Annotated in this window: 13 protein-coding genes; 8 read left to right on the top strand and 5 right to left on the bottom strand. The window is 61.7% G+C overall.

The features are described from left to right. Positions 1-3: 3 nt before the first annotated feature. The gene (locus tag SIC14_RS09900; protein ID WP_412565662.1) at positions 4-1011 is read left to right on the top strand and encodes an aldose epimerase family protein; all 1008 of its coding nucleotides are present in this window, start codon (positions 4-6) and stop codon (positions 1009-1011) included. Between the two features lie 109 nt (positions 1012-1120). Here the strand turns inward: SIC14_RS09900 and gap are convergent, their stop codons facing one another. Further along, positions 1121-2143: a type I glyceraldehyde-3-phosphate dehydrogenase gene (gap, locus tag SIC14_RS09895; protein ID WP_412565661.1), complete on the bottom strand. Its 1023-nt coding sequence runs from the start codon at positions 2141-2143 to the stop codon at positions 1121-1123. A gap of 269 nt (positions 2144-2412) precedes the next feature. On the opposite strand from gap, the gene SIC14_RS09890 reads away from it, so the two are divergent. Further along, positions 2413-2946 carry a winged helix DNA-binding protein gene (locus SIC14_RS09890; RefSeq protein WP_412565660.1) on the top strand — a complete coding sequence of 178 codons (534 nt, stop codon included), beginning with the start codon at positions 2413-2415 and terminating at the stop codon, positions 2944-2946. 30 nt (positions 2947-2976) lie between these two features. Here the strand turns inward: SIC14_RS09890 and SIC14_RS09885 are convergent, their stop codons facing one another. Genes SIC14_RS09885 through SIC14_RS09875 form a run of 3 tightly spaced genes read right to left on the bottom strand, consistent with a single transcriptional unit; the run spans position 2977 to position 5853 of the window. Beyond that, positions 2977-4296: a TRAP transporter large permease gene (locus tag SIC14_RS09885; protein ID WP_412565659.1), complete on the bottom strand. Its 1320-nt coding sequence runs from the start codon at positions 4294-4296 to the stop codon at positions 2977-2979. Between the two features lie 3 nt (positions 4297-4299). Continuing rightward, positions 4300-4827 carry a TRAP transporter small permease gene (locus tag SIC14_RS09880; RefSeq protein WP_412565658.1) on the bottom strand — a complete coding sequence of 176 codons (528 nt, stop codon included), beginning with the start codon at positions 4825-4827 and terminating at the stop codon, positions 4300-4302. 60 nt (positions 4828-4887) lie between these two features. Further along, complete coding sequence (locus tag SIC14_RS09875; protein ID WP_412565657.1) at positions 4888-5853, bottom strand: TRAP transporter substrate-binding protein; 966 nt, start codon at positions 5851-5853, stop codon at positions 4888-4890. A 184-nt stretch (positions 5854-6037) separates the two neighbouring features. On the opposite strand from SIC14_RS09875, the gene SIC14_RS09870 reads away from it, so the two are divergent. The 6 genes from SIC14_RS09870 to SIC14_RS09845 all read left to right on the top strand — a co-directional run bounded on the left by SIC14_RS09870 (position 6038) and on the right by SIC14_RS09845 (position 10967). Continuing rightward, entirely contained in the window at positions 6038-6805 is a 768-nt protein-coding gene (locus tag SIC14_RS09870; protein ID WP_412565656.1) for a 5-oxoprolinase subunit B family protein, read from the top strand. Further along, positions 6802-7878, top strand: a complete 1077-nt coding sequence (locus tag SIC14_RS09865; protein ID WP_412565655.1) for a biotin-dependent carboxyltransferase family protein — start codon at positions 6802-6804, stop codon at positions 7876-7878. Before SIC14_RS09870 ends, SIC14_RS09865 begins: the two co-directional genes overlap by 4 nt. A 37-nt stretch (positions 7879-7915) precedes the next feature. Continuing rightward, on the top strand, positions 7916-8485 hold the full coding sequence (locus SIC14_RS09860) for an RNA polymerase sigma factor (protein WP_412565654.1): 570 nt from the start codon (positions 7916-7918) through the stop codon (positions 8483-8485). After that, positions 8482-9072 carry an anti-sigma factor family protein gene (locus SIC14_RS09855; RefSeq protein WP_412565653.1) on the top strand — a complete coding sequence of 197 codons (591 nt, stop codon included), beginning with the start codon at positions 8482-8484 and terminating at the stop codon, positions 9070-9072. The genes SIC14_RS09860 and SIC14_RS09855 overlap by 4 nt, the downstream gene beginning before the upstream one ends. A gap of 5 nt (positions 9073-9077) precedes the next feature. Beyond that, positions 9078-10406: a S8 family serine peptidase gene (locus tag SIC14_RS09850; RefSeq protein WP_412565652.1), complete on the top strand. Its 1329-nt coding sequence runs from the start codon at positions 9078-9080 to the stop codon at positions 10404-10406. 150 nt (positions 10407-10556) lie between these two features. Next, the gene (locus SIC14_RS09845; protein ID WP_412565651.1) at positions 10557-10967 is read left to right on the top strand and encodes a hypothetical protein; all 411 of its coding nucleotides are present in this window, start codon (positions 10557-10559) and stop codon (positions 10965-10967) included. Between the two features lie 79 nt (positions 10968-11046). Here the strand turns inward: SIC14_RS09845 and SIC14_RS09840 are convergent, their stop codons facing one another. Then, complete coding sequence (locus tag SIC14_RS09840; RefSeq protein WP_412565650.1) at positions 11047-14877, bottom strand: autotransporter domain-containing protein; 3831 nt, start codon at positions 14875-14877, stop codon at positions 11047-11049. Positions 14878-14962 lie beyond the last annotated feature (85 nt).

Here is a 14962-nt window from a genome sequence, read left to right as displayed (position 1 = left end):
CAGATGAAGGCCGAAGAGATGAACACCCGCCACGCTTTTGGCGCCACCCCCGGGGGCGAAACCGTTGAAATTGTCACGTTGCAGCGGGCGGGCGTCACGGCGCGGGTGATGACTTGGGGGGCCAGCCTGCAGGATTTCCGGCTGGAGAGTGTGCCGCATTCGCTGGTCCTTGGGGCGCCGGATTTTGCTCCCTATCTGGACGAGATGCGCTACTTCGGAGCCATTGTCGGACCAGTGGCCAACCGGATCGCCAAGGGTCGCGCCCCGCTCGGAGGCCAAGAAATCGCGCTGGAGCGCAATGAGAACGGTGTGACCACCCTGCATGGCGGCACACAGGGCTGTGGCACCCAGAACTGGCGCATTCTGGCGCATGGAGAAACCTCCTGCACCCTGATCCTGACCATGTTGGACGGCACGGGCGGCCTGCCCGGGCCCGTCACGCTGAAGGCCCGCTACGCCCTGGAAGAGGATGGCGCGCTTAGCCTGGATATCGAAGCGCAGGCGGAACAAGCCACCTTTTGCAATCCGGCGCATCACAGCTACTGGACACTCGACGGCAGCCCTAACCTGCACCACCACCAGCTGCAGGTGGATGCGGACCGCTATCTGCCGGTAGATGCGGAACAGATCCCAACGGGGGCCGCTGCCTCTGTGGCGGACACGGAATTTGACCACCGCGAGGCGGCGCCGGTGTTGCGCGGCGAAACGGGACTGGACCACAACTTCTGCCTGTCGGACGCACCTGCCCCGCTGCGTGAGGTCTGCACCCTGGAAACCGAGGCGCTGCGCCTGAGCGTGGCCACGACCGAGCCGGGGTTGCAGGTCTACGATGGCGCTGGCCTGTCCACCGGGCTGGGCCATCACCCGCACCCCTATGGGACAAACGCTGGGCTGGCGATTGAACCCCAACGCTGGCCGGACGCGCCGAACCAGAACGGTTACCCGTCGATCCTGCTGCACCCCGGTGAGACCTATCGTCAAACCAGCCGGTTCAAGGTGACGCGGAAATAGAGCGTTTCAGTAGGGCCTCCGCCCCATGATTGCGCGCTGGCCCCCGCCCGCAACGCAAAAGGCCGAGGCTGATGCCCCGGCCTTTGCAATCCCATAAAGACAACGCGCCTTAGGCGGCTTGCGCGGCGGAGCCCACGGCGGCCATAGCGGTGGCCGTGTCGAGCATCCGGTTCGAGAAGCCCCACTCGTTGTCATACCAGCTGAGCACCCGCACCATGCCGCCGTCGGTGACCTTGGTCTGGTCCTCCGCGAAAATCGACGAATGCGGGTTGTGGTTGAAGTCGCTGGAGACCAGCGGCAGGTCATTGCGGGCCAGCACACCCTTCAGCGGGCCTTCGGCGGCGGCATCAGCGATCACCGCGTTGACCTCTTCCACGGTCACACCTTTCTTCGGCATGAAGGTCAGGTCGACAACCGATACGTTCGGGGTCGGGACGCGGATGGCGGAACCGTCCAGCTTACCTTTCAAATGCGGCAGAACCAGCGACACGGCGCGGGCTGCACCGGTGGAGGTCGGTATCATCGACAGCGCCGCGGCACGGGCGCGGTAGAGATCCTTGTGCATGGTGTCCAGCGTCGGCTGATCACCAGTGTAGGCGTGCACAGTGGTCATGTAGCCGGTCTCAATCCCGAAGGCGTCATCCAGCACCTTGGCCACAGGGGCCAGGCAGTTGGTGGTGCAGGAGGCGTTGGAAACCACCACATCCTCGGCGGTCAGCTCATCATGGTTAACGCCGTAAACCACGGTGCGGTCAGCGCCATCACCGGGGGCCGAGATCAGCACCTTGTTGGAGCCATTTTCCAGATGTTTCGCAGCCGCTTCACGTTTGGTGAAGATGCCGGTGCATTCCAGCGCGATGTCCACATCACCCCAGGGCAGATCCTCGGGGTTGCGTTCGGCGGTGACGCGGATGCGTTTGCCGTTTACCACCAGCGCGCCGTCTTCAACTTGGATGTCGGCGTTCAGGTGCCCGTGAACCGAGTCAAACTGCAGCAGGTGGGCATTGGTGGCCACGGGGCCAAGATCGTTGATGGCAACGATTTCAATGTCGGTGCGACCGGATTCGATCCACGCACGAAAAACGCAGCGGCCGATGCGGCCAAACCCGTTGATGGCAAGTTTCGTGGTCATGTCTGTCTCCTTTTCGGACATCGGGTCGAAAATGCTGTGGGCAAGGCGACTCAAGCCTTGCTAGCGCTAACGCGGATTAATCATATTAGCGCTAACATTGCGAGTGAAATTTGTGTGACCGGTGCAAATGCGAAAATTTTCGCGGAAAAAGGCGCGTATGCGAAACACCTGTTCAAGGATTTTGACAAAATGAGGTCGTAGCATCATTGCGAACCCCGCACATCGTTGACAAAATGTCAGGGTAAATCTCCGTATCGCAGGATCCCCCAATGACCGACACGCCCAAACCCGACGCCAGCGGCAAGCGCCGCATCGTTTCCTCCCGCCACTTGGCCGAGGGAGACGGCTGGGAGATGTCGGAGTTGGAATACGGTCTGATCATCATCCACAACGCCTTCAATCGCTGGATGACCCGCTGCATGGGCGCTGCCGGCATGCCGGAACTGTCGCCACTAGAGGTGCTGGTGCTGCACAACACCAACCACCGGGATCGTGAGAAACGACTGAGCGACATTTGCTTCCTGCTGAATGTGGAAGACACCCACACGGTGAACTATGCCCTGCGCAAACTGCTGAAGATGGGGCTGTTGGACAGTGAAAAGCGCGGCAAAGAGGTGTTTTATCAGACCTCGGCAGAGGGCCGCGCGCTGTGTACTCGCTACAAGGAAGTCCGCGAGCAATGTCTGCTGGAGGTGTTGCCGCGCACCGGGATTGAAGGCGACGAGCTGCGCGATATGGCGGCCTCGCTGCGGGCGCTTTCGGGCCTTTATGATCAGGCCAGTCGGGCGGCGGCCTCTTTGTAAGAGGCCACCTGCCTTTTTGCAGTGGCTGGCCTAGTTGCCCATCGCGTTGGGCAAAAGCGTCACGATGGACGGGAAGGCGGTGATCAGCAGCACGCCAAGCAACAACAGGAAGAAGAAGGGCAATGCCGCTTTGGCGACCTTCAAAATGTTGTAGCCGGTCAGCCCCTGGATCACGAAGAGGTTGAAGCCCACCGGCGGGGTGATCTGGCTCATCTCCACCACCAGCACCAGATAGATGCCGAACCACAAGGGGTCGATGCCCACCGCCTCAACCATCGGCAGGATGATCGAAGTGGTCAGCACCACCACCGAAATCCCATCCAGAAAACAGCCAAGCAAGATGAAGAACACCGTCAGCACCGCCAGCAACGCATAGGGCGACAGGTTAAAGGTGCCGATCCAGGTGGCCAGATTGCGCGGGATACCGGTGAACCCCATCGCGATGGCCAGAAAGGCCGCCCCCATCAGGATGAAGGCAATCATCGCCGAGGTCCGTGTCGCCGACAGCAGCGCCTCTTTGAACTGGGTCTTATCAAAGCCGCCTGAGAGGATGGCGAGGATCAGCGACAGCACCACCCCGATGGCTGCCGCATCGGTGGGTGAGGCCACGCCGGTGTAGATGGTGCCAATCACGCCGCCGATCAGCAACATGACCGGGATCAACCGGCGCGAGGCGGCGAGTTTGTCCATGAAGGGCACCGCAGGGCCTTCTTCGGGGATCAGGTCTTTGTTCATCACCGCGCGAAGCGCCACATAGGCCGCAAACAGGCCCACCAGCATGGCGCCGGGCAACACGCCCGCAACAAAAAGTCGGGCGATGGATTGCTCGGTTGCAACGCCATAGACGATCAGGATGATCGAGGGCGGGATCAACAGGCCAAGGGTGGCCGAACCGGCCAGCGTGCCAAGGATCAGACTGTCAGGATAACCGCGCTCTTTCAATTCAGGCACCGACATCCGGCCAATGGTGGCCGCAGTGGCGGCGGAGGAACCAGAGACGGCAGCGAAGATTGCGCAGCCCAGAATATTGACGTGCAGCAGGCGTCCCGGCACCCGGCTCAGCCAGGGGGCCAGACCGCTGAACATATCCTCAGACAGGCGGGACCTCAGCAGGATCTCCCCCATCAGGATAAACAAGGGCAACGCGGCCAAGGGCCAGCTGTGGCTGTGCCCCCAAAGCGTGGTGGCCAGCACCAGACCTTCGGGCGCGTTGGAAAACAACGCAATGGCAACAAAGGCCATGACGATCAGCGACAGCGCAACCCAGAGGCCTGCGGCCAGCATCACAAGGAGCACGCCCAGCAGGACGGAGAATACGGCGGGATCAGAAAGTTCGGATAGGAAGGTCATGGTTTACTCCGCCCCTTCGTCACTCAGGATGGGTTTGCGGGCCAGCAGCGACTCGACCAATGTGTCCAGCAGCGCAAGGGTCAGCAGGCCAAGCCCCGCCACCATCGACATTTGCGGGATCCACAGCGGAATGGCGATGATGCCGGTGGACATATCGCCGTAGTGCCAGCTTTCCCACAAAAGGGAGGCGGCATAATAGGTGGCATAGCCTGCCATGAAACCGCCAAGGGCCAGCGTGAACATCTCCAGCAGCCACCGCGGCGTTTCGCCAAGGCGCTGGATCAGCAGGTTCACCCGGATATGGCCGCCCATACGCAGGGTGTAGGACAGCGCCATGAACGATGCCGTGGCCAGCGCAAAACCGGCAAAATCCGCGTAGGACGGAATGGTGAAGGAGAGGTCGGGCCCTCCGATACGGGCCAGAATATTCAGGCTGACCTGTGCAGTTACGATGGTGCAGATAAACAAGATCGACAGCGCCGCAATCCAGCCTGCCGTCAAATATAGCCCATCCAGAACACGTCGGATCATTTGGACCTCCCTCTTGGAAAAGCGCCCCGACCGGTGGGTCAAGGCGCCAATGTGTTAGGCTTATTCAGCTTTATAGTCGTTCAGAACCGAGATGGCGTCTTCGCTGGCGCTGTTCATCCAGTTGTCAACCATGTCGGCGCCGATCGCCAGCAGGCCGTTCATCAGCTCATCCGAAGGCTGCACCACGGTGATGCCATTGTCGGCCATGACCTTGGTTTTGGTTTCGGCTTCGGCAGCGGACATTTCCCAGCCGCGGGTTTCGGCCTTAGCGGCAGCGTCCATCACGGCCGCCTGGACCTCTGCAGGCAAACGGTCAAACACGCGGGTGTTCACAACAACGATGTTTTTCGGAACCCAAGCGTTGATCGGAGTGTAGTGGGTGACAAAGTCCCAAGCCTTGGAGTTGGCACCGGTGGAAGGCGAGGTGATCATCGCCTGTACCTGACCGGTGGCGAAGGCCTGCGGGATGTTGGAGGCTTCGATCTGCACCGGCGCCGCTTTGGCCAGGGTTGCAAACTCTTCCAGCGCAGCGTTGTAGGCGCGGAACCGCAACCCTGCCAGATCATCGACGGTTTTCACTTCGCCGTTGGTGTACAGACCCTGCGCCGGCCACGGCACCGAGAACAGCGGCTTCAGGCCTTCTTTGGCCAGCAGAGCTTCGATCACCGGTTTCTGTGCCGCCCAGAGTTTCGCCGCATCGTCATAGGAGGTGGCCACAAACGGCTGGCTGTCGACGCCGTAGGCCAGATCTTCGTTCGACAGACGCGACAGGAAGAATTCGCCGATTGGCACCTGACGCGAGCGAACGGCGTTTTTGATTTCCGGGTGCGGGAACAGCGAACCTGCCGAATGCACGGTGATTTCCAGCGCGCCATCGGTGGCGGCGGACACATCGGCGGCGAACTCGCGGATGTTTACAGTGTGGAAGGTGCTGTCGCCATAAGGCGTCGGCATGTCCCAGGTGTCTGCGGTGGCGGCACCGGCCAGGCCCAGGCCCAGCGCGAAGGTTGCGGCGAATTTCAACATTGTCATCTCCTCGGCCCGACGGTCGGGCTTAGCTGTTGGAAGTAATTTTTTGGCATTACGTTGACAAAATGTCAGCAAAGTGTGAGTTTGGTCAAGAGATTTCTGGTTCCCACCGTAGTTTCACCCCGCTAACAGATCACCAGACCGTCCTTTTCAGCCCGATTTCTGCAAGGTTTTCCGCCCTATGACACAGGACACACCACAATCCCCCCTCCGCGCCGCACATGCGCCCGAGGTTTTGCCTTTGGGACAAGACAGCCTGCTGGTGCGATTCGCCCGGGCCGCCTCTTTTGAGGCGACGGCTGCCTGTCTGGCGTTTCAGCGCGCGGTAGAGACCTTGGCGCTGACGGGTGTGCGCGATGTGGTGCCCTCGCTCACCTCCGTGTCGGTGCAGTTTGATCCCAGCGTTCTGGACCGCGCCACACTGGTGGCCGCGATCACACCTGTGCTGTCTAAGGCTGCAACCGATGCCCTGCTGCCTGCCCCAACGCGGCGCTGGCATATCCCTGTGGCTTTTGGTGGCGACTTTGGTCCGCAGCTAAGCGAATTTGCTGAGGTCAGCGGCCTGAGCGAGGCCCAGATCCTGAAAGAGGCCCAAGAAACGGAGCTGCGGGTGCTGGCCATCGGCTTTGCCCCCGGACAGCCCTACCTTGGCTACCTGCCCGAAGGCTGGCAGGTGCCACGACAGCGCAACCTGACACCCCGTGTGCCTGCCGGCGCTATTGCAACGGCGGTGCGACAGATGGTGCTGTTCACCAATGCCTCCACCACCGGCTGGCGACAGATCGCCGAGACCGGTTTCCGCCCCTTCGTGCAAGACCGCGCTGAGCCTTTTCTGCTGCGACAGGGCGACGCCCTGCGGCTGGAGCAGGTCAGTCATGACACCTATCGCGACCTGAAGCGCAACGATGCCGAGGGCTTGGGCGGTGCAAAATGTGAGGTGCTGACATGAGCGGCCTCCTTCATATCAAACGCGCCGGACCTGCGGTGTCCGTTCAGGATCTGGGACGGCCCGGCTACATGGGTCAGGGTGTGGCAACGGGCGGCGCGGCAGATCGGCTGGCCCTGTTCGAGGCTGCGGCACTACTGGAAGCACCGGCCGTCTTACCTGCCATCGAAATGGCGGGCATGGGCGGCAGTTTCACCGTTGACGCGCCCACCCGTTTCGCCCTGACCGGCGCGCCGATGCGCGCCACCTTGGACGGTGAGCCCCTGGGCTGGAACGAAAGCCACCTGCTGCAACCCGGTGAGGTGCTGGACCTTGGCGGGGTGAGCGAAGGCGTTTACGGCTACCTGAGCTTCGCCGCTGGGCTGGATCTAACGCCTTGGCTGGGCAGTGTCGCCAGCCAGGCCAGTCTGGGCATCGGCAAGCTGCTTGCGGCAGGGGACACCCTGCCGCTGGGCACGGACTCTGACACCAGCCTGCCGCCCCGCCGTCTGCCCAAGGCGGACCGGTTCAAAGGCGGCGCCTTGCGGATGATGCCCGGGCCACAGACCGGCCTGTTTGATCCGGCTACCTTGGAACGCGCGCTTGCCACCAGCTTTACCCGCGATGCCGCCGCCAACCGGCAAGGTGTGCGGCTGAACCATGACGGTGCGCCCTTCCCCGCAGATGACGCGGCTTCGCTGGCGTCGGATTTCATCACGCAAGGTGACGTCCAGATGACCGGCGATGGGGTGCCTTATGTGCTGATGGCAGATTGCCAGACGATGGGCGGCTATCCGCGTTTGGGCACGGTGCTGCCGGATGACCTGCCAATGCTGGCGCAGGCGCCGTTGGGGGCGAAACTGCGGTTGGAGATGCTGGACCTCGCCGCTGCAGATGCGCTGTGGCAATCGGACAAGGCGCGTCTGGCCGCGTTACGGAGCAAGGCAGAGGTCAAAATCCGTGACCCGCGCGACATTCGTGACCTGCTGTCCTATCAGCTGATTTCAGGCGTCACTGCGGGCGATGATCTGGACCGCGACCTCGATTATCAGGGCGCAATGGACAGCAGGCTATCCTCAGGCCCGCTTCTGTCCTAGGGTAACGCCAGAGATTTCAGCGCGACCCTATTGAGACATGGACCCCCACGCCCCACTTTTGCCTCGTATCGCCTCTGGTGACAAAACCGCCCTTGCCGCGCTTTATCAGGCGTTGGAGAAGCCGGTTTACAGATTTATTCAGTCAAGATTGAACGATCCCTTCGAGTCAGCCGACATACTTCATGACGTGTTTCTGGAAGTCTGGCGGTCTGCTGGACGTTTTGAAGGGAGGTCGAAAGTGCAAACCTGGATTTTTGGCATAGCCTACCGGAAGGTGATTGATCTGCACCGCAAACGCGGGCGGCAAGACCTGACCGACGCGGTCGACGAACAGATCGACGACAGTGCCGACACAGAACTCTGTGTTGCTGCCACGCAGGAGGCCGCGCATGTGCGGCACTGTGTGGACGATCTGAAACCGGATCACCGCGAGGCGATCAGCCTCGCCTTTTATCAGGACATGACATACGGCGAGATTGCCGAGACCGTGGATGCCCCCGAGGGCACCATCAAGACGCGGATCTATCACGCCAAGAAGCTGCTGATGAAATGCCTAGAAGGCAGAATGCGCCTTTCGGGCGCCGCAGGTGGGAGGGCCGCGCCATGACCCGTCAAGAGATTGAGGCGCTGCTGCCTTTCCTTGCCAATGACACATTGCAAGGGGACGAGCGGGCCGCCGTAGAGGCTGCGGTGTCGGGTGATCCCGCATTAGCCGCAGAACTCGAGGCCCTGAAGGCCATCCGCGAAGTCATGCAGGCCGAGGCCACGGAGGACACGGGCTATAGCCCCGGCGAGGTTGGGTTGGCCCAGTTGATGCGCGGGGTTGAGGCCGAAACGCAGGCAATGGCGCCGGTTGAAGCCCCCGTGGTGCGCCCGGTGATCTGGCAATTTGCGGCGGCGGTTCTGCTGGCGCTTGTGGTGGGGCAGTCGGTCTACTTTGGCAATCGTCTGAACGATAGCGGTGCAGGGTATCAGCTGGCAGGGGCAGCCGCCTTTGAGATCACGCTAGTGGAGACCGCAACCGAGGGGGCGATCCGTGCTATGTTGCTTGCGGCGGGTGTAGAGATCGCTGCCGGTCCGTCGGCGCTGGGCCTTTACGAGCTGCGCTTGCTGGAAGGGGTGACCCTGGAGGAGGCCCGCGCGGTGCTTGAAGCCTCAGACCTGATCGAAAGCCTTTCGCTGCCAGAGGAGTGAAACCGATGATGTCTTCCGTCCTGAGGTCCGTTCTGCCAGCCCTTCTGCCTGTTCTTCTGATCGCGCTGTTCGCCCTGCCCCCCAGTGCCGAGGCACAGACGCGGGACCCAACGGGCGGCACCTCAACAGGGGGTACTTCAACAGGGGGGACATCAACGGGCGGCACCGGAACCGGCACAACACGTGATCCCACGGGTGGTAGCAGCAGTTCCGGCAGCGCTGCCGGGCGTGACGACGACCGCGCCGCACCCACCGTGCCACGCAATGCAGACGCCGCCCGCGCCCGTGGGCGGCGCTTTGAGTTTGTGACCTCTGGCCCGATCGGGCAGGCAAATGCAGCGACCACAGCCCTGGTGCAGGCCGGGGCGCAGCTGATCCGCAGCCGCAGCTTGCCCAATCTGGGACGTCAGGTTTCCCTGCTAGACTTGCAATCCGTCTCGCTGCCGCAAGCCCGCGCCATCCTATCGGCAACTGCGCCTCAGACGGCCATCGATCTGCACAGTTTTTACCGCTACGCACAGGGCAAGCCCCGGCTGTTCGCACCGCAGATGCTTGGCCTGCAAGACGCCGGGCGCTGCCGTGTCAAAGCCCTGCGGATTGGCGTAATTGACGGGCCGTTGGCGCTGGACCACCCGGCCCTGGCGGCTGCTTCGGTGACCCAGCACTCGGTTCTTCTGGCCGGAGAAAGACATGACAAGGCCGATCACGGCACCGCTGTCGCAGCGCTGATTGTGGGGGAGGACCCTGCGGGTCCTTTGGCCGGTTTCAGCCCCGGCGCACGTCTGTTTGCCGTCGCCGCCTTTGCCAAGGAAAAGCGTGGGGCAGCGGCCGATGTGGAGCGGGTGGCGGTGGCGCTGGACTGGCTGATCGGGCAACGGGTGCGACTGATCAACATGAGTTTTGCAGGCCCTGTGAATGAAGCAATGGGCGATCTGATGCAACAGGCCGCCCGCAAAGGCAGCGTGCTGATTGCTGCAGCGGGCAATGGCAGCAGCAGCACAGCCCTCTACCCCGCCGCCCATCCCAATGTGATTGCAGTGACCGCCGTAGACGCCGCCGGCCGGCGCTACCGCAAGGCCAACCGGGGCAGCCATATTGAATTCGCCGCCCCCGGTGTCGACCTCTATGTCGCCAAGCGGCGCAAGGGCAGCTACGCCTCTGGCACCTCCTTTGCGGCACCAATTGTGACCGCGTTGGCGGCTCAGGCGATGGCGCGCGGGGCATCTGGTGCCAAAGCAATCCGCCAAAGCCTGCGCCGGAAATCCAAGGATCTGGGCGAAAATGGGCGGGATGTGAATTACGGCTGGGGGCTGGTTCAAGCACCCGACTGTTAAATCGGAACAATTCACTCAATAAATACATACACTTAACAAAAACTCACAAAAATCGCAAAAAACTTTGAACCTTCTTGGCCGGTCAGACGACCCACGAATGTAAGGCGCAGATGAGCGTCACGACATCAAATCAAACCAAGGAGACTTCTTATGACCCGTATTTTTGCTTTCACCGCTTTCGCCACCGTTCTGACCCTGACCACCGCCCCTGCCGTTCAGGCTGGCAACGCCGGTGCCTCGCTGCCGGCCTGCTACGCCCACGTTGTTTCGGCCTGTAACCAGACAAACCACCCCGAAAGCTGCGCCGAAGCGGGCATGAATGCCTGTGACGAATACCATGCAGCCAGCGCCTCGGTGCCGGGGGCGCAGATTAAGATCTTTGACCGCGGCAATGGCAAGTTCAAAGCGAAACTGGTGCTGCCCAACAGCCGCCCCACCGATCCCAAGCCGAATGACGATGATGATCGTGAAACGGGTCGCGATACAGGCCAGGAGACGGGTCGGGATACGGGCCGCAGCACCGGCGGTGAAACCCGGGATCCCACCAGTGGCCGTGGCTAACCCCACCCCTTCTGGTCCCCCACCAGCAAAAAGCCCCCGCAGATGCGGGGGCTTTCTTGTTGCCAAACGGGGCGCAGGATCAGAACGGCATGTTCACGTCAAAGCTGACACCCCAGGCAGAAGCACCGCTTTGGCCCAGACCATCAACGGAACCGCCGAAGCTCAGCTCGGTGCCTTCTTTGGTCACAAAGCGCACCCCACCATGGACGCGGCCCCGCCAGCTGTCCGAATTGGCGTTGCCGCCCGACGTCAGCGTCACCCCGGAGGTTTCGTCGATATTGTAGATCGCATCGAAACCAAAGTACGGCGCATAGGCTGTGCCACCGTCGGTCATGAACTGACCGGTAAAGGTTGGACCAATCTTCACCTGACCCAGTTTCACCGTCTGCTCTGGCACGGATGCGCCCAAAGAGTCGGTGTAGGCCTGCTGTTTCTCTTGAATGTAAGAGAAGCTGGCGTTGGGGCGGATGGTCCAAGCCCCCTGCTGGAACTCACCAGACAGGCTGGCAGAGGCCAACAGACGTTGGGTGTTGAAGCTGTCCACATAGGTGTTGAACGGGCTAACGGAGTTGTTGGAGCTGCCCGTCGCAATCCGCCCATCGAAGTAGAGGTTCTGCCCCAGACGCGCCGTCATATAGGGGCCGAACATCCAGCCTGTCCCGCTGGCGGTGGAGGTATTCACGCTGGAGCGGTCCTCCATATTGTCGAACTGCAGGATGGCACCAACAAGCAGGTCATCGTTCACCAGATAGTCCGCGCCGAAGTAGGCCACAGCAAAATGCCCTTCCCCATCAGCACCATAATCGAACTGCTTGTACTCGGCCTCCATCCAGGCGTCGAAACGGTTGTTATCCACCAACAGCTCTTCGGTGCCCGGGCTATGCGCCAGCGACATCTGTGCCGATGCTTTCCGCATCTGGTGCAGACTGGTGCTCATCAGGTAGGCTCCAGCGCTTTGGTCAATCTGTGCCGAGAAGGGCAGCAACGACTGGAGGTCCCCCGTGGCAAAACGGGTGGGCGTGGAATTTCCAAAACCACTCTGCAGCCTCTGCAGACGCCGACCGGCACTGGGTTCGGTCGACAGCAAAAGGTCCGCCCGTTTGGTCAGGAAACGGTTGATGGTGTCGATGGTTCTCTGCACTGACGACACAGCAGAGATGGTACAGGTCACATCGTCCAGCGGATCAATGGCCAGCGCAATCACACCTGTGTTGACATCCCCGGTGCTGTTGCCGTCGCTACAGACCATTGAACTGGTCACCACACCGGTCGGATTGCTCTGCGTGACCGTGTAGTTGCCTTGGGTCAGGCGAATGGGCCCAACGGTCCCGGTGCCGCCCGCAGTCACAAGGTTGAAGGTCAGTGCTGCTTCCGCTGAGGTGAAGGCAAAGGTGCCGTCCACCTCGGTGTTTTGCACAAAGGTGACCAGACCGGTTGTGGCTGGCTCCACCGTCAAAGAGGCACTGACCGAAGCACTGGCCCCCAGGCTGGAGCTGGCACTGTCGATCACATCAACATAGTTGCCGATCGCCGAAGACGTCACATCGACAGCAACCTGACACACTTCGGATGCAGCAAGGCTGCCGCCGCTGTAGCTGAGGCTGCTTGCCCCTGCGGTCGCCGTCAAAGTGCCACCGGTACAGGTTGTCGAGGCATTGGGCGTCGCTGCAAGAGTAACCCCATCCGGCAATGTGTTGCCCAGAGCCACCGAAGTCGCTGCAACCGGTGAGGTATTGGTCAGCGTCAACGTCAGGGTCGAGGTCTGCTGCTGCTCGATCGTATCGGGGCTGTAGCTGGCCGATAGGCTCAGCGGGACCGAAGCGATCGACAGGCTGGCCGTGGCGGCCGTCGCATCCACGTAATCCGAGGTCAGCGCCGAGGTCACGTTATTGAACGTGCCGCTGGTGGAGGTCACCAGATCAACACTGACAGTACAGATCGCGCCGCCAAGAACAGTGCCGCCACTGTAGCTGATGCTGCTGCCCCCAGGTGCAGCGGTCAATGTGCCGCCGGTACAGGTGGTCACGACATTGGACGTGGCCGCAATGGTCACCCCATCGGTCAGTGGGTCGCTGAAGTTCAACCCGGTGGCGGCCACCGGGTTGGCCGTGTTGTCGATGGTCAGCGTCAGGGTTGTGACCTCACCTTGGTCCACAGCCGCTGGAGCGAAGGCCTTGGTGAACGACAGGCTCAACGCCACCACATCGGTGTCCGTGTCACTGGCGCTTTCATTGCCGGTGTTGATATCGATGACCGAGGGGGTGGCCGTGGCCGTGTAGGACAGCGGACCTGTTGCATCGCGCCCAACAAGACAGCTGGACGTATAGGTCACAGAGCTGCCCGAAGGCATTGACAGGGTTTCGGCCAGATTGCCGGTGCCCGCGGCGGTGTTGCCAGAGGCGCCCCCGGCTGCGACCGAGGTAAAGGTACAGGTCAGATTGGCCGGGAACGGTGCGTTCAGCGTCACCGCCGGATCCAGCGACGGGCCGGCGTTGGCAACAACCGTGGTGTAGACCACGTTCTGACCGGGCGACGTGCTGGTGAGGCCATCTGTTGCCGTAACCGACACATCCACATGGGGCGAAACGGTCAACGTAGCGCTGGCGCCACTGGCCGAGAACTGGCCGCCGCTGCTGACGTCAGATGTGGTGCTGACATAATCACCAGGGGTGCCACTGGCCGGCAGTTGAACGGTGATGTCGAAGTTACAGCTTGCCCCTGCGGCCAACTCGCCGCCGGTGAAGGTCAGCAGGCTGGTGCCGGTAAGGGCGGACCCTGCGCCACAGGGCGTGGCAGGCAGGACCGAGGCGCTGAGGCCCGACAACACAGCGTCCAGATCGCTGGAGAAGGCCAAGCTGTTCACTGTCGCCGCATTGGGGTTGGTGAGCGTGAAGCTAAGCACCGCGGTCTCTCCGGGCAGCGCCGGGCCATCAAACCCTGCGCTGAAGGTGGTGCCAATGGTGGACACATCCAGATTTGCGCTTGCTGCAGGACCGGAGAGGGCAAAACCGCCCACCGTGCCACTGACCGTGCCCGTGAGGTTGCTCACGCTGCCAGAGCCAGCGTCGGCTGGCACATTGAAATTGACAACAATTGCACAGGTTCCAGCAGCGGCCACGCTGCCCGAGGTCAGGCTAAGCGTGCCGGTGCCAACGCCCGTGATCGTGCCGCCACAATCATTGAAGGCAATCGAATCCACCGTTGCTGCGGTTGAGCCAAAGGCCATCGCGCCAACATTGGTGGAGATCGCCAGATCCGTGGCCGCCAAGGTGGGATGTGTATTGCCCAGGGTTAAACGAAGCTGAGCAACGTCTCCCGGTGCAACGGTTGGCGTGTCGAAGCTGTTGATTACAGACAGGTAGTCGCTGCGGACTTCAATCGAGGCGGTCTCCATCGCAGCCGCATCGCTGCTACCACTGCGCGAATACGCCAGAGATGAACCTTGACTGCTGTAGACACCATCACTGCTGCCCGCTGGCATCAAGATCGGAACTTCGATCACACAGCTGGTGCCCGCAGTGACCGCGCCCCCGACGTAAGTCAGGAAACTTCCCGCGCTGGCGGTGCCGCCACAGGTGTCCAAAGTTGCGGGTCCGGTTGCCGCTAGGCTGGACACAACGGAGGACAAACTGTGAGTGAAAAAGGTCAGCGTTGCATCATCCGTCGGATGCGGGTTGGCGATTGTATAGCGCAGCGTCCCTGCTTCACCGGGGAAACTCGGGTTGGTCAGATATTCATGAGTAAAGCTCAAAGGCTCCGCCGGCAGGGCATCCAGCACCTCAATGCTGTCACTAGCGGCTGTATTGGTTTGCACGGCTGCCGCAAGCCCCCCCATCGCAGCGGTCAGATCGCTGGTGGTATTGGTTGCGGTGGCCGATCCAGTCCCACTGCCGCCCATCGTGAGGGCCACGGTGGTTTCACAGCTGCTGTTCACCGCCAGCGCACCGCCGGTGAAGGAAATGGTGGAGGCACCGCTGATGCCAAAGCCACAGGTA

It is taken from the genome of Thalassobius sp. MITS945101, from assembly GCF_047123305.1.
GTDB lineage: Bacteria > Pseudomonadota > Alphaproteobacteria > Rhodobacterales > Rhodobacteraceae > Thalassobius.
This window is presented reverse-complemented; position numbering and strand designations above follow the sequence as displayed.

Bases quoted from the DNA above. Each gene is read 5' to 3' on its own strand.
- SIC14_RS09890 (WP_412565660.1), top strand. From the start codon at position 2,413: ATGACCGACACGCCCAAACCCGACGCCAGCGGCAAGCGCCGCATCGTT.
- SIC14_RS09855 (WP_412565653.1), top strand. From the start codon at position 8,482: ATGACCCGTCAAGAGATTGAGGCGCTGCTGCCTTTCCTTGCCAATGAC.
- SIC14_RS09860 (WP_412565654.1), top strand. From the start codon at position 7,916: ATGGACCCCCACGCCCCACTTTTGCCTCGTATCGCCTCTGGTGACAAA.
- SIC14_RS09850 (WP_412565652.1), top strand. From the start codon at position 9,078: ATGATGTCTTCCGTCCTGAGGTCCGTTCTGCCAGCCCTTCTGCCTGTT.
- SIC14_RS09845 (WP_412565651.1), top strand. From the start codon at position 10,557: ATGACCCGTATTTTTGCTTTCACCGCTTTCGCCACCGTTCTGACCCTG.
- SIC14_RS09865 (WP_412565655.1), top strand. From the start codon at position 6,802: ATGAGCGGCCTCCTTCATATCAAACGCGCCGGACCTGCGGTGTCCGTT.
- SIC14_RS09875 (WP_412565657.1), bottom strand. From the start codon at position 5,853: ATGTTGAAATTCGCCGCAACCTTCGCGCTGGGCCTGGGCCTGGCCGGT.
- SIC14_RS09885 (WP_412565659.1), bottom strand. From the start codon at position 4,296: ATGACCTTCCTATCCGAACTTTCTGATCCCGCCGTATTCTCCGTCCTG.
- SIC14_RS09880 (WP_412565658.1), bottom strand. From the start codon at position 4,827: ATGATCCGACGTGTTCTGGATGGGCTATATTTGACGGCAGGCTGGATT.
- SIC14_RS09900 (WP_412565662.1), top strand. From the start codon at position 4: ATGAAGGCCGAAGAGATGAACACCCGCCACGCTTTTGGCGCCACCCCC.
- SIC14_RS09870 (WP_412565656.1), top strand. From the start codon at position 6,038: ATGACACAGGACACACCACAATCCCCCCTCCGCGCCGCACATGCGCCC.
- gap (WP_412565661.1), bottom strand. From the start codon at position 2,143: ATGACCACGAAACTTGCCATCAACGGGTTTGGCCGCATCGGCCGCTGC.